At 69.7% G+C, this 14,393-nt stretch carries 9 protein-coding genes; 5 read left to right on the top strand and 4 right to left on the bottom strand.

All coding sequences use genetic code 11. The annotated features are described in order from the left end of the window. A partial coding sequence (locus tag IZR01_RS25510; RefSeq protein WP_194925318.1) for a hypothetical protein occupies positions 1-660 on the bottom strand: 660 nt, incomplete at its 3' end. Between the two features lie 242 nt (positions 661-902). Here IZR01_RS25510 and IZR01_RS25505 point away from each other — a divergent pair. The 5 genes from IZR01_RS25505 to IZR01_RS25485 all read left to right on the top strand — a co-directional run bounded on the left by IZR01_RS25505 (position 903) and on the right by IZR01_RS25485 (position 6,814). Next, positions 903-1,721 (top strand): hypothetical protein, encoded by an 819-nt coding sequence (locus IZR01_RS25505; RefSeq protein ID WP_194900085.1) that lies wholly within the window; start codon positions 903-905, stop codon positions 1,719-1,721. A gap of 13 nt (positions 1,722-1,734) precedes the next feature. Further along, positions 1,735-3,189 (top strand): O-antigen ligase family protein, encoded by a 1,455-nt coding sequence (locus IZR01_RS53450; RefSeq protein WP_194925317.1) that lies wholly within the window; start codon positions 1,735-1,737, stop codon positions 3,187-3,189. Next, positions 3,186-4,787, top strand: a complete 1,602-nt coding sequence (locus IZR01_RS25495) for a lipopolysaccharide biosynthesis protein (protein ID WP_194925316.1) — start codon at positions 3,186-3,188, stop codon at positions 4,785-4,787. The genes IZR01_RS53450 and IZR01_RS25495 overlap by 4 nt, the downstream gene beginning before the upstream one ends. A gap of 171 nt (positions 4,788-4,958) precedes the next feature. Beyond that, positions 4,959-5,570: a TetR/AcrR family transcriptional regulator gene (locus tag IZR01_RS25490; protein WP_194925315.1), complete on the top strand. Its 612-nt coding sequence runs from the start codon at positions 4,959-4,961 to the stop codon at positions 5,568-5,570. Positions 5,571-5,572: 2 nt separating this feature from the next. After that, positions 5,573-6,814, top strand: coding sequence for a cytochrome P450 (locus IZR01_RS25485; RefSeq protein WP_194925314.1), 1,242 nt, complete (start codon positions 5,573-5,575; stop codon positions 6,812-6,814). Positions 6,815-6,906: 92 nt separating this feature from the next. Here the strand turns inward: IZR01_RS25485 and IZR01_RS25480 are convergent, their stop codons facing one another. The 3 genes from IZR01_RS25480 to IZR01_RS25470 all read right to left on the bottom strand — a co-directional run bounded on the left by IZR01_RS25480 (position 6,907) and on the right by IZR01_RS25470 (position 14,335). Next, on the bottom strand, positions 6,907-9,273 hold the full coding sequence (locus tag IZR01_RS25480; RefSeq protein ID WP_194925313.1) for an ATP-binding protein: 2,367 nt from the start codon (positions 9,271-9,273) through the stop codon (positions 6,907-6,909). Between the two features lie 115 nt (positions 9,274-9,388). Beyond that, positions 9,389-10,444, bottom strand: a complete 1,056-nt coding sequence (locus IZR01_RS25475; RefSeq protein ID WP_194899776.1) for a glycosyltransferase — start codon at positions 10,442-10,444, stop codon at positions 9,389-9,391. Between the two features lie 87 nt (positions 10,445-10,531). Continuing rightward, entirely contained in the window at positions 10,532-14,335 is a 3,804-nt protein-coding gene (locus tag IZR01_RS25470) for a DUF4082 domain-containing protein (RefSeq protein ID WP_194925312.1), read from the bottom strand. Positions 14,336-14,393 lie beyond the last annotated feature (58 nt).

Genomic DNA, 14,393 nt, shown 5'->3' with positions numbered 1-14,393 from the left:
ACGCGCCGCCTCCCGCCGCGCCCACCCCGGAACCAGCGCCGCGCCACCGCCGCCCAGCAGCAGCACCGCAGCCAGTGCCCTGCTCTTGCGCACCGGCACCAGTCCCGTCGAGGGTGCCACCAGCATCTGCGTCGTCACCCGGTCCCCCGGCGCGACGCCGACCCGGTTCTGTAGGTCCACCAGGTTCGCGTCCAGTGCGCCCATCAGAATCCGCAGTGACTGCGCCGAGGCCGCCACGCTCGGTCCGTCCGCCGTGATGTCCAGCCGTGGCATCCAGTAGTCCGGTTCCTGCGTCGTCCCGCTGTTGCGCGGCGTCAGGGAGTAGCCAGCCGCCATTCCCTGCGTGTGCAGCTGCGCCGCGCTCGAATCGCTGGACAAGCCCTGCGCGATCAGTGCTGCGGTCGCCGCCAGCGAGGCCTTCTGGTCGGCGTAGGGGTTCGGGTTGTCCGCCACCGCGTCCTCGGCCGTCGGTGCCTCGACCGCGATCACCGCCTGCGTCCGGTAACGCGGCGCCGGGTGCGTGGCGTAGTAGCCGCCGACCAGGGTCGCGGCCAGGATCGGTACGGCCAGCCACCACGCGCGGGCTCGCCTGCGCACCGCATGCCAGACCCCTGATGAGCGCCACTGCGGCGCCACCGCGAACTCCTCTACCGCCCGCACCCGAAACCTCCCGATCCGCCCCGGCCCGGCGCGCGCCCTACCGCTCGGCGACCGCGCCGGCCGGCCCCCTCGATGATGCAGCTCGGCGCGCCCGCGCGGAACCCCGAAAGCGCCGGGACATCCCCACCCGGCCCGCGTCGTCCGTTTCCTTCCCAGAGGCCTGATACGGCCCTATCATGGACCGACGTCGGGCCCCGCCTGGGACCCGCCACGCGAGGCCGAACGCGAAACGTGGGGGGACCATGGATCTCGGCACGATGCTGCGCGTCATGCTCAGGCGCTGGTACGTAGCCGCCCCGGCACTCATAGTCGCGATCGCGCTGCCCGGCGCCGCCTGGACCATGATCGCCCCGAAGTACCTGACCACGTCCACGATCAGCCTCCTGAACTCCTCGGCCGCCTCCAGCGCGAACCAGCGCACCGGGAACCCGTTCCTGGCCTTCGACAGCTCCCTGACACCCATGGCCGACTTCCTCGCCCGCCGCCTGAGCTCGGACCAGTCGGCCGCCGACCTGGCGGCCCGCGGCGTCGTCGACCCGGCCGCGGCCGCGCTGGCCTCGAATGCCTCAGGGCCCTTCCTCACCCTCACCGTGACCGGCAAGAACCAGGCCACGGTCCTGTCGGAGCTGCAAACCTTCGACCAGTACGCGATCGACCAGCTGGCCGTGATCCAGACCAGCACCAACGCCGCGCTGCCGACGTCTACGCTGATCCGAGCGGTCGTGGTGGTCCCGCCGCAGCTGCCGACCGCGTCGAAGAAGACGAAGTACGAGGACGTGGCCGGCGCCGGCGTCGTGGGCCTGGGGATCCTGTTCCTGTCCGTCTTCGGCATGGAGGCGATGGCGCTGCGAAGAGCCCGCGACCGCGCGGCGGCGCAAGGCCCGCACCGCAGGCCCGTCATCTCCTCGAGCATCGACACCTCAACCATCGACTCCTCAAGCATCGACCTGGACCTCGACCTCGACCCGGAGGACGAGGGCGAGACAGAACCCTGGATCGATATCGAGCCGCTCCCGCTGGAACACCTGGTGACCACCGATCACGACCCCGGCACCCGCTGAGGAGCGCCGAACCGTGAGCGCCCCGGCGCCCTCGCGCATCAGACGCGCCACCGGCCGCCGAACCCCCGCCGCCCCGTCGCGAAGCCCTGCCCCGGCGAGCCCGACACCTCTGGAAGCCAAGCCGCCGCGCTGGGACGCGACCTCGGTCCTGACCATCTACGCCGCCCTGGTCATGCTGGCCCCGGCCACCCAGACCGTCGCCAACCTGGGCGCCCTCGGCGCCCCGGCGACGATCTTCTCCGTCCTGGCGTTCCTGTGGTTCCTGGCCGGACGCCTGACCGGACGCCTCACCCTCGACCCGGCATCCGGCTCGGTCCGCAAGGCGATGTGCGTGCTGACGGCCGCCTTCACGTTGTCCTATATCGGCCTATCGGGCCGATCGGCCAGCAGCCTGGAGACCCAGGCCGCCGACAGGGCCCTGATCCTCATGCTGATCTGGTGCGGCCTGGTCGCCGTCGCCTCCGCCGGGATCACCGACCGGGCCCGCCTCGACACCCTCCTGCGCCGCCTGGTCCTGTTCGGCACGATCGTCGCGGCGATCGGCATCCTCGAGTTCTTCTCCGGCTGGCAGTTCACCGAACACGTCATCATCCCCGGCCTGTCCACCAACGTCGACCCGGCCGCCACCGGCGCCCGCGGCGGCCACCTGCGGGCCCAGGCCACCACCACCCAACCCCTGGAATTCGGCGCCGTCATCGCGATCCACCTGCCGTTCGCCATCCAACAGGCCGGCGACCCCAAGCGGCGCGGGCCGGGCCTGCGCAACATGCTGCGCCGCTACGCCCCGGTCACCATCATGATCATCAGCCTGCCGATGACGGTGTCCCGCACCGCGATCATCGGCCTGGTCGTGGTTTTGGCGGTCCTGCTCCCGTCGTGGCCGAAGCAGCGCCGACGCCCCGCCTACATCATGACCCTGTTCGGCGCCGCAGCCGTCCGCGTCCTCGTGCCGGGACTGCTCGGCACGATCATGGTCCTGTTCTCCTCGGCCTCCGGCAACGCCGACAACAGCACGCAGGCCCGCACCAAGGACTACGCGGGCGTCGCGCCGTATATCCAGCAACGACCATGGTTCGGCCGCGGTCCGGCCACCTTCATCCCCATCCTCTACCGCTACACAGACGACTACTACCTCCTGGCCCTCGTGGAGATCGGCATCGTCGGCGTCCTGGCGATCCTGGCCGTCTACTTCACCGGGATCCGCGCCGGACGGCTGGGACGCCGCCTGAGCGGCGACGAGGCCTACCGCGACCTCGGCCAGTGCTTCGCCGCGGCCTTCGCCGTGATGCTGGTCATCAGCGCCACGTTCGACACACTCAGTTTTCCCATGCTCAGCGGCTTGTTCTTCTTACTCTTCGGATGTTCGGGTGCGTATTTAGGCATCACCCGCGCCGAGGCCGCGAAAGCCGACCGAGCCGCCAAGGCCGCCCCCAGACCCGCCACGACGACCCGGGCCGGTGCCGAATGAGCGAATCGCAACCCGCCGCGGAGCCAGGCGCGGGACACATCGCGGAACCTGTCGCGGGCCCCATCGCGGAATCCGCCACGGGCCCGACCACGGCACCGGCCGCCGAATCGCTCGGCGACCGCGTCCGCTCCGCCGCCAAGTGGAGCTTGATCAATACCCTGATCATCAGGATCGGCACCTTCGCCACCGGCGTCATCCTCGCCCGGGGCGCGCTGACGCCGGCCGACTGGGGCCTCTACGCGATCGGCAGCGTCGCGCAGGCGGTGCTGTTGTCGTTCAACGAGTTGGGCGTCAGCCTGGCCGTGGTGCGCTGGGACCGGGATCCGCGCGAGTTCGCACCGACGGTCGTCACCCTCGCGACGGCCTCCAGCACGCTGCTCTACGTCGGCCTCTGGTTCCTGGCCCCAGACCTCGCAGTCATGCTGGGCTCCCCGCACGCGGTCGGCGTCCTGCGCATCCTGTGCTTCGCCGTCGTCGTCGACGGCATGGCATGCGTCCCGAACGCGGTCCTGATGCGCGAGTTCCGCCAACGCGCGCGGCTGACGATCGATCTGCTGACCTTCGTCGTGAGCTCCGGCCTCACGCTGATCCTGGCGTTCCGCGGCTGGGGCGCGTCGAGCTTCGCGTGGGGCGGGGTGGCCGGGGTGATGGTCGCGTTGGTGGGCTGCGGAATCGCGGCGCCCGGGTACCTGCGCCCCGGCTGGGACCGGGCCACGGCCCGCGAACTCGTCCACTACGGGGCCCCGCTCGCCGGCGCCAGTCTGTTCGTCCTGGCGACGATGAACACGGACAGCGCGGTGGTCGGCGCCACGCTCGGCCCGGTCTCGCTGGGTTTGTATCGGGTGGCGTTCACGATGTCGAGCTGGCCGGTGCGCGCCATCTCCGAGACCGCGCGCCGCGTCTCCTTCGCCGGCTTCTCGCGGGCGGCCGAGTCCACTCACACCCTCACCGAGGGCTTCACCAGCGGCCTGTCACCGCTGCTGATCGCCTCAGTCCCGGCCTGCGCGCTGCTCGCGGCCCTGCCGGGCCCGGTGATTCGCGCCGTCTACGGCGACCAGTGGAACGGCGCCACCGGAGCCCTCCGCTACCTGGCCATCCTCGGCCTGCTCCGCATCATCTTCGAACTCTGCTACGACTTCCTGGTCGCCGCCGGCCGTTCCCGAGCGCTCCTGACCGTGCAGGCACTCTGGCTGGCCGCCCTGATCCCCGCGCTCGTCATCGGCGCGCATCACCATGGCCTCAGCGGCGTCGGCATGGGGCACATCATCGTCGCCGCGGGCCTTATCGCGCCGGCCTATCTGGTGACGCTCCGAGCCGTGGGCATCCGCCCTACGCGCATCCTCGCGGTGACGTGGCGTCCGCTCCTCGGCGGCGCGCTGATCGTGGCGGTGGCCCTGGCGGTGAACCACGTCGCCGGCAACTCCGACCTCGCCATCGCCGGTGCGGGTCTGGTGGCGCTGGCTGTGTATGTGCCGGTCGCCGTGCCCGCTTCGGCGATGCGGGAGGTGTGGATCGCGATGCGTTCCAGGCTCGCGCGGGGCCGACGTTCCACGGTCTCGCCGCCACCGGTGGTCGCTGACGAGTCGGCGCCGGTCTGAGCGATTCGCAGCTGCCTGATTCACCTCCGAGCCATTCGCAGCTGACTGATTTGCGGCTGACCGATCAGGCCTGGCCGACCCGGGTCTGATCGGCCCGAATTCACCCTGGTCGGGAGCGATCATTAGCGATTCCCATTGCCAGCTTGCACACGTCGGCGTACCGTTCTGAACATGACTGTTCACCCCGGCGCTCTCAGCCGCTCCCGCCGTGCGACGAAGCGCCCCCTGCTCGACGTGGTCGCGGAGGTCCTTCTGGCGCAGCCCGGCGCGTCGCTCGCGGAGGTCGCCGAATTCGCCGGCATCAGCCGCACCACGCTGCACAAGCACTACGCGACCAGGGACGAGTTGGTGCGTGCGGTCGGTCAGCGGGCCACGGATATCTGGGAGCAGGCCGTGGACCGCGTCGCGGACGAGCCCGGCACGAAGGCGGGCCTGCGCCAGCTGCTCGCCGCGATGATCGACAGCGGGCCGCAGCTGACGTTCCTGTGGCGCAACCCCGCCCTGGACGAGGACAACGAGCTGACCCAGCGCTACATCGACGTCGAGAACCGCTGTCTCGCCGTCCTGGACCGCGCGCGCAAGGAAGGCGTCCTGGCCGCCTCCACCCCGGACTGGTGGCTGCTGCAAACGCTCTACGCACTCGTATACACCGCCGCGGAATCCATCCAGTTCGGCAAGCTCGCGCCGCTGGACGCACCGGATCTCGCCCTCAGCACTCTGCTCAACGGATTGGGCGCGCCGGCCGCCGGCGCGGGATCAGGCAAGCCGGACAAGGGGGAGTAGGAATGAGTAAGTTCTCGCAGACGGTCGGACTCGCGACGGGCCTGGCCCTGCGTCGCGCGGAGGTCCGTTACCTGGCGTACATCGAGCACGAGCCGATGGCGATGCTCCAGACGCGCAAAGGACATGAGGATCCGTACGCGATCTACCGCCTGATGCGCCAGAACGGAACGCTGACACTGAGCCCGCGCGGCAATTTCGTGACGGCGCACCACCGGGTCTGCAACGCGGTGCTGCGCGACCGCCGTTTCGGCGTCGCCCCGGACCCGGACCTGAACCTGTCGTTCCTCGGCATGAACCCGCCCGACCACACCAGACTGCGCCGGCTGGCCCAGCCCGCCTTCAGCCCCAAGACCCTGCCCACGTTCCGCGACCGCATCGAGAAGACCGTCGGCTCCCTGCTCGACCAGGCCGCTGCCGGCGGCGCCGGCGGCGGCCGGTTCGACCTGGTCCCCGCCTTCGCCGCCCCGCTCCCGATCAGCGTCATCACCGACCTGCTCGGCATCCCCGACGCCGACAGCCGCGAGTTCGGCGAACACGGCGCCGTCGTCGGCAGCGTCCTGGACGGCATCCAGTCGGTACGCCACGCGGCCCGCTTCCAAGCCGCGAACGCCAGACTGCACACCCTGTTCGAGAGCCTCTTCGAGCTCCGCCGCCGCGAACCCGCCGACGACCTGATCACCCGCCTGGTGGCAGCCGAGGCCGAGGACGTGGTCAAGCCGGGCGAGCTGGAGCACATGGTCTTCCTCCTGCTGATCGCGGGCTTCGAGACCACGGTCAACGTCATCGGCAACTGCGTGCTCGCGCTCATGAACAACCCCGAGCAGTGGGAAGCACTCCGCGCCGACCCCGAACACATGGCCCCCAAGGCGGTCGAGGAGGCACTGCGCTACGACCCGCCGGTCCAGGGCACCAGCCGCATCGCGCTGGAGGACGTGGAGCTGGAGGGCCGGATGGTGCGTCGCGGACAGTGGGTGTTCACCATGATCGGCGGCGCGGGCCACGACCCCGACGTCTACGAACGGCCCGACGAGTTCGACATCGGACGCGACGCCTCAGCCGAGCACCTGGCCTTCTCCGGCGGGGTGCACTACTGCGTGGGCCAGCCGCTGGCCCGCATGGAGCTGAACATCGCGATGCAACTCCTGGCCGAGCGCATGCCCAAGCTCAGGGTCGCCGGTCCGGTGCGCCGCCGCAAAACGTCCACTATCAGGGGCCTGCGGCAGCTGCCGGTCAGCGCCGCCTGAGGCGTCGGCCGAGGCGCCGACTGAAGCGTCGGTGAGACCTCGGTGAGACGTCGGCTAAAGCGTCGGGGCAACGCGGCCGGCACTGGGGCGACTCACCCCGCCCCAAGCACCTCGGACTCCCTAGCCGCGGGGCGATAGCGCAGCGGCGACGCGTCCAGCCGGGCCCGGAACCGGTCGGCCTCGTCCGGGCCCAGGTCCTGGAAGACCACGGCCGACGTCCGGACCAGTTCCTCGGCCGCTTGCGCGTTCCCCATCCCGTCGAGCGCCGACGCGATCCCGTGCAGACACTCCGCGTGCCGGAAGTGATCACCGTTCGCCCGATAGACCTCTGCCGCACGGTGCAACCACCGCTCCGCGTCCTCGAACCGCCTCAACACCAAGGTGGTGTAGCCGATGTTCCGATTGGCCATGGCCACGCCGTAGGGATCGTTCGCCTCCTCGATGATCGGCAGTGCGGTGATCAGACACTCCAGTGCCTCCTCCGGCCGGTTCAACGCGTGCAGGCACACCGCCATGTTGTTCAGGACCTTGCTCTCGGCGTTCCGATCACCGGTCTGGCGGAGCCGGACCAGCGCCTCACGGCCGCGTTCGTGCCCCAGCTCCGGCTGTCCGGCCTCCATGTGGAACCAGATCAGGGAGACCATCGTGGCGTTTTCGCCGTCCCGGTCACCGACACTACGGAAGATCTCCAGCGCGGTTTCGAGATGGTCGCCGGCTTCATCGACCATTCCCAGGCGATATTCGGCCCCGCCCAACCGGCCGGAGATCCAAGCCAGCGCCGACGGATCCCGCACCGCCCGGGCCGCGTCCATCGCCGGCTGCAAGAGCTTGATCGAGGGCTCCCAGTTCTCCACGGTCCCGAAATAGATCGAGGTCACAGCCGGAATCCGCCACTGCGGATACCGGATGCCGAACTTCGCTGCCGTCTCCACCGCGGCCTGGATACTCGCCAGCTCCGCCTCGAACCACGCGATGGCCTCCGCACTGGATGCGAAGGCCGCCGTGTAGCCGAGCGTCTCACTGTCCGGGACCGGAATGGCATAGCGCGTCGGATTGATGGATTCGGCCGCGGCATCCGTTTGCGTCACGTACCAGGCGAGCATCCTTCGCACCGCTTCGTCGCGCTCGCGGTCCGAACAGTCCTCTTCGGCCCTCTTCGCTGCGTAAGCGTGCAGCAGGTCATGCATCTCGTATCGGCCCTGAGGCTTCACCTGGAGCAGATTCTCGTCTGCCAGATCCTCCAAGGCCGAGCGTGCGTCAAGGACCGATGTCCCGGCGAGCGCCGCGGCAGAGTCCGCCGTGAAGTCCCGGCCAGGATGCAGGGAGAGCAGCCGGAATACGGACTGTAGCCGGGTGCTCAGGCCGTCATAGGAGAGGTCGAAGACAAGCCGTGGCGACCGATTGCTCTGCTCCAAGGCATCGAGCTTGTCGGAACGCAACTGGTCGACGAAGTCCGTCAGCTGGGCCGTGGGCCGGGCCCGCAGCCGGCTCCCGGCCAGTGCGACCGCCAACGGCAGACGACCGCAGGCCTCCCCGATCTCGGCCGCCGCTGCGGACTCGCCCTTCAGCCGCGCGCCACCGACGAGCCGTTCCAGCAAGGCTCGGGCTTCCCCCGAGGTGAAGACGTCGAGCTGGACGAAGTTCGCGCCGTCCAGGCCCAGCAGGCTGCGTCGGCTGGTCACCAGGACCAGGCAGCTCGGGCTGGCCGGAATCAGATCCCTGATCTGGTCTTCGTCAGCCACGTTGTCCAGCAGGATCAGCGCCCGCTTGCCGTGCAGGCGGTCGCGGAACATCGCCGCCCGCTCGTCCCGGTCCCGGGGGATCCGCGCGGTCGGCACCCCGAGCGCCCGCAGGAACTCCGCGAGCACGGTGGCCGGATCGACCGGCGGCTGATCGGCGTCGAACCCGCGCATGTTGGCGAACAGTTGAGCCTCGCCGTAGTGCCCGGCCCGGATGAGCGCATGGGCGGCGTGAACCGCCAGGCGGGTCTTCCCGACGCCGGCCATGCCCTCGATCGCCGACACCACGACCATCGGGGTCAGCCCGTCGCCGGCCGGCGCCATCGCGGCGTCGAGCAACTGCTGCAAGGCCGCCGTGCGTCCGGTGAAAGTCGCCAGGTCCGCGGGGAACTGCCGGGCCGCCCCGGCCGACCCGCCCGGCTTGGGCCCGGCGTGCGCGCGCAGGCAGGCCCGCCGCCACTGCTCGACCTCGGCCTCCGCCAGGCCCAGCGCGCGCAGGATCGCCACCACCAGATCCAGGTCCAGCCGGCGCCGCCCGGCCCGGAACACGTCGGCGATCGTGGTCGGCGCCACCACCCGCGGCGGCCGGAGCACCGACCCGACCCGCTTGGCCAACGTCCGATACGAGGGCGCGCCCGCGCGGACCCGCAGCAGACCCAACGCCTCAATGAACTCCGCGAGATCCGCGGAGTCAGCCGGATCAGGATGTGTCGTATCCATCCCTGCGCCCCCAGTCACTTCAATGACAAGGATTGTAACGCCGGGACTTGCCCGGGATCGTTCCGTCTGTGCGGGCTTCAGTCCAGGTTGGAGGCACATCGAGCTCCGAGCCGACTCACCACCCCCGCCGCCGCCAGGACTGCCACCAGACCCACTCCCGTCCCCGATTCACCGCCGCGCTCACCACCAGCGGCCGCAGGTACGGCATCGCCCGCTCGCCGACCGCGCGCCGCACCCGCAGCCCCGCGTACTCCGGCAGCCGGCGGTAGTCCGGCCAGCAGTCGGCCGCGAAGGCCAGCAGCTCCGCGACCGGGACGGTCTGAGTCAGACCCTTGTCATAGGCCCGCACCGCCCGCCGCAGCGCTTGCCGCGCCAGCCTGCGCCGCATCTCCGTGGCCCAGGTGTCGGCCTCCGGCAGCGCCTCGCCGCACTTCACCAGCACCGACTCGAACGCGGCGCGCCGCTGCCGCAGGTCGTCCAGCTGACCGCCGAAGTCCACCGTCGACATGTTCGCCCCGTGCCGCCGGTAGTACGCCTGGTCCGCGCCGCGGATGTGTCCGACGTCCGCCACCGCCGCCGCGCGCATCCACATCTCGATGTCGCCTGAATGCGGCAGCGCCGGGTCGTAGCCGCCGATGCGCTTCTGCACCGACGTCCGCATCACCACCTCCGGCGACGTGATGCACCCCTGCGCCGACCGGAACCGCCGCCGCAGCCACCACAGCCCCGGCCGCACCGCCCACTGGCCCTGACGCCAGTCCGCCCCGCGCGCGACCGGCAGCGCCGCACTGTCCTGGAAGGTCAGCGGATGCCCGTAGACGAACCCCACCGACGGGTTCGCGTCCAGCAGCGCCGTCGCCCGCACCAACGCCCCGGGCGTCAGCCGGTCGTCGGCCGACAGCAACACGCAGTAGTCACCGTCGGCCCAGTCCAGCAACCCCTCGTTGTATGTGGCGATGTGCCCCCGGTTGGCCTCGTGGACCGCCACCGAGATCCGGGCATCGGCGGCCGCCAACTCCCGGGCCCGATCCGCCGAATCGTCGGGCGAAGCGTCGTCGATGATCAGCACTCGAACATCGACGCCGGGCTGTTCGTCCAGCACGCTCCGCACGCAGTCGGCCAAGAAATGCCCGTACCGATAGCACGGAATCACGACGCTGACACTGCCCATAGCACTCCGCCCGCTCCGAATCGACGAACCACGCCTACCGATCCCACTTACTGATCCCACCTACCGAAACCCACCTACTGAGCCCGCCTACCGAACCCCGGGCCGATTACTCCGGCTCCCATAGGACGGCCCCGGCAACACCCCTGGCGCCACCCCCACCGGCGTCCCCAGTCCCGGCAGCGGAGACGACCCGCCGTAAACCGTCGTCGGGGCGATGAGCCACGTCAGCGGCGGTGTCGGATCGTCATTATCAACGTTCGCATTCACGGTCACCCGATAGGTGCCGTTCCGGGGCAGCAACCCCGCCGGGTGGAAAGCCACGATCCGAGTCGTCGGATCGAACGTCACGTACCCGGGCATGATCGTCCCCGGCGCCCACTCCTGCCCCGGCACCGGCGCCGCAGTCACCACCGACACCTTCACCGAAGCCGGATCCGCTGTGGCCGCCAGCACCGTCGTGATCGGATGCGTCTGGTCCATCACGGGATCCTCACGCAGCGCGATCCGCCCCGCCCCCGGCACCGTCGACCCCGTCGTCTGCCCCCCACTGACCCGCGCACTCGGGCTCTGCAACTGCGTCGCCCCCGGACTCTGGGCCGGCGCCGTCGTCTGGAAGATCGGGTCCACCCAGTAGTTCGTCGCGTTGTAGCTGTTGCTCGGGAACGTGGTCGTGGACCCATACGCATAGACCCCGTTCCCACTGGCCGGCGCACTGAGCGGATAGTAGGTATGCGCGGACCCGAAGTACCCGGCATCAGCCGAGTAGTGCCCGACCGGCGCGTGATACGAGACCACGTACTGCGTGTTCGCCGCGATGCTCACCGGCGTGGCGAACGTCAACGTCTGCCACCCGGACGCGCTCTCACCGGTGAACGTCCCGGTAGCCAACTGCTGCCCGGTGGCACTCCACAGAGTCCCGGTGTGGGTCCCGGTGTTCCCAGTGCTCTTATAGAACCGAAGGCCAGTCACGTTCCCCGCCACCGACGACGAGAACTTCGCCCCGAGCTCCACCGAGTTCCCATCCCCGGAATCCACCGTCGCCGGCACCGTGGACGTCGGCCACAACGTGCACGGGCACTGCGGCGCGGGCATCGTCGCCGCCGTGGTGAACGTCCACGCCACCGGCGCGGTCATGGCGTTCCCGTTGACGTCGTCCGCCTGGATGGAAGCCGTGTAGCCGGTACTCAGAGCCAACGGGCTGTCCGGCGTGAACACCACGGTGTTCGTCGCGGCGGTGTAGCTCAGCGACCCGGGCACCGCGGCACCCGTCCCGTCCTTGACCGTGAAGTTCACCGTCGTCATGTCGATGCCGTAACTGAACGACGCCGACACCTGCGTCGTCGGCGACACCGCGGTCGACCCCGAGCCAGGGCTCGTACTCGTCACAGTGGGCGGCGTGGTCGGAACCCCGGTGTTGTCGAACACCGGATCCACCCAATAGTTGGTGTCGTTGAAGGAGTTGTTCGGGAACATCGTCGACGCTCCGTAGGAGAAGACCCCGTTCCCTCCGTCGACCCCGGTCTGCAACGCCTTGATCGGCACCTGTCCGGCCCCACTGGACGTGAAGTACCCCGGGTCAGCCGCGTAGTGCCCGACCGGCGCGTGATACGACACGACATACGTCGTGTTCGCCTTGATCGTCACCGGGGTCGTCAGATTCAACGTCTGCCAGCCGGGCTGGGTCACGGTCGCCGTCGAAGCCGGGGTGGACGCCAGCAGCTGCCCGGTCGAGGTCCACAAGCTCGCCACGTGGGAGCCGGTGTTCGCCGGGCTCTGATAGAAGCGGATCCCGGTGATCTTCCCCGCCGTGGACGTGCGGAACTTGGTCCCCACCTCCACCGAGGAACCGTCCCCGCTGTCCGGAGTCACGGGCGACGCGGTGGACGGGAAGATCACACACGGACAGATCTGCGGCCCGACCGTCAGGCTCACCGACTGCGCGGACCCGATGTCCGCGTTGTCGTCCTCGGCGCGCACCAGGATCTGTGCCGTGCCGATCGTGGTCGGCGTCCACGGATAGCTCCACGACACCGCACCACCGGTGGTCTGCGTGGTACTGGCGGCGTGCCAGGTGCTGCCGCCGTCCACCGAGACCTCGACCCGCGCCACCACCGTCCCGGCCGACGGCGCGGCCACACCGGTGGCTGTCAGAGGCTTGAGAACCTGTACCGAGGTACCGGGGGCCGGAGCGGTCACCGACGTCGTCGGACCCGGCGTGCCGGTCGGCAACGCCGTCCCGGTCACCAGCCCGGCCTGCGGCGTCGTCGGCTGCTCGCCCATGTCGGCCAGCACGTTCAGCGTCGCCTGCTGGACGTCCCGGTCCTGGGTCGTGCTCTGGTTCGGCGGATCCGGCGGGTTGGCGACGCCGGTGTTGTCGGTGTGCAGGTTCGACAGGCCCCACGACCACTGGACCGTGCCGGTCCCGAACACCAGCGCGTGCGAGGTCGGGTCGCGGAACTCCACCAGGCTGTTGGTGGCCTGGCCGGTCGCGTAGTCGTTGCCCCAGTCCGTCCGGAGCTGGTCCACGGTCAACGTCGTCGAGGACAGGTCGATCTCGCCCGCCGGTCTGGTCGCGTCCGGGAAGTCGGAGTCCCATTCGTAGCCGAGCAGGCCGTACGGCGTGCTCTCCGAACCGGAGATGAGGCTCGCGACCGAGGTATGGCGCCACACCCGCAGGGCGGAGTAGGCCGACGAGAAGGTGATCGGCGAGTACTGATTCGCGTTGACCGAGAACAGCGATCCGGTCAACTGGTCCTCTGGCGCGGCCCCGGTGCCGATGCCGTGCGTATCCATCCAGGTCCCGGTCCACTGCCCTGTCGGGTCGGGGACGCCGTCCACCGGGTTGGTGCCGTACAGCTTGGTCATCTTGTACGTGGTCAGCGTGCGGTTGGCCGTGTTCGTCCCGTCGATGCTGTTCTCGAAGCGGGTCCGCCAGAACACTTCGTTGCCGGACATGAAGATCTGGTTCTGCCCGGCCTTGCGCGCGGCCATGACGTTGTTCCACTGGCTCTGGTTCCAGTACTCGTCGTGGCCGGAGGAGATGAAGACCTTGTGGTTGCTGACCGACGCCGGATCCGTCGTGGCATCGATCCCTGAGATATAGCTGACGTCGTAGCCGTTCTCCTCCAGCCAGTACACCAGCGCGAACTCCGAGCCGAAGACCCCGTTCTGCCCGATGTCCGGCAGCGGTCGGTTGTAGCTGACGCGGTACGCGCGGCCGTCGGGCGCCGGGCCGTTGCCGACGTATAGGTCCTGGCCGCCGTAGGTGTTGTAGGCCTGCCAGGTCTCATCCGAGGTCTGCACGACGATGTCGCTGTGGTGCGCGGCGTTGTCGGGCTCGCGGACCACCACCGGCACCGGCATGTAGCCGATCAGCGCGTCGGTGCTGTCCCACTGCTCCAGCGCGATGATGTAGATCCCTGACACCGCGTTCGCCGGCACCTGGATCGACACCGGCGCCTTCCAGTCTCCGCAGTCCACCAAGCCGGTGGACTTGTCGGAGTCGCAGGCCGGCAGGGTGCCGCTGTAGTTGGACGGATACGTCCCGGTCGAGGTGTTCATGCTCCACGACATCAGCCGCGAGCCGGCGCCGCCGTAGTAGCCCAGGCGCGAGACCTCGACCGCGTACTGCGTCGGCGACTCCACCTTCAAGGTGATCGTGCCGCCCGGCAGGACGCTCTGGGCCGTGGAGAAGCCCTGGATGTCCCCGTATGCGCTGGTGTACGTCGCCAGGTTCCCGGCGCCGTCGGTCAGGTCCTGCACGCCCGCGGTCTGCTGGTTCTCACACGCCACCGCGTTCCCGCAGCTCGCCTGCGCCGGCTGGGCCACGCCCCACACCGTCACCACGCCTGCCACCGCCACCGCGATGAGCGCGGAGGCGGACTTCCTCAATCCACTGAGTATCTTGCTCTGCGACATCGTTCCGCGACCTCGTTCGAAGTTCCCCGGT

This window comes from Catenulispora pinisilvae (assembly GCF_015356865.1).
In the GTDB taxonomy this organism is placed as follows: domain Bacteria; phylum Actinomycetota; class Actinomycetes; order Streptomycetales; family Catenulisporaceae; genus Catenulispora; species Catenulispora pinisilvae.
Note: the sequence above shows the minus strand (reverse complement) of the source record. Positions and strands in the feature narration are given on the sequence as shown.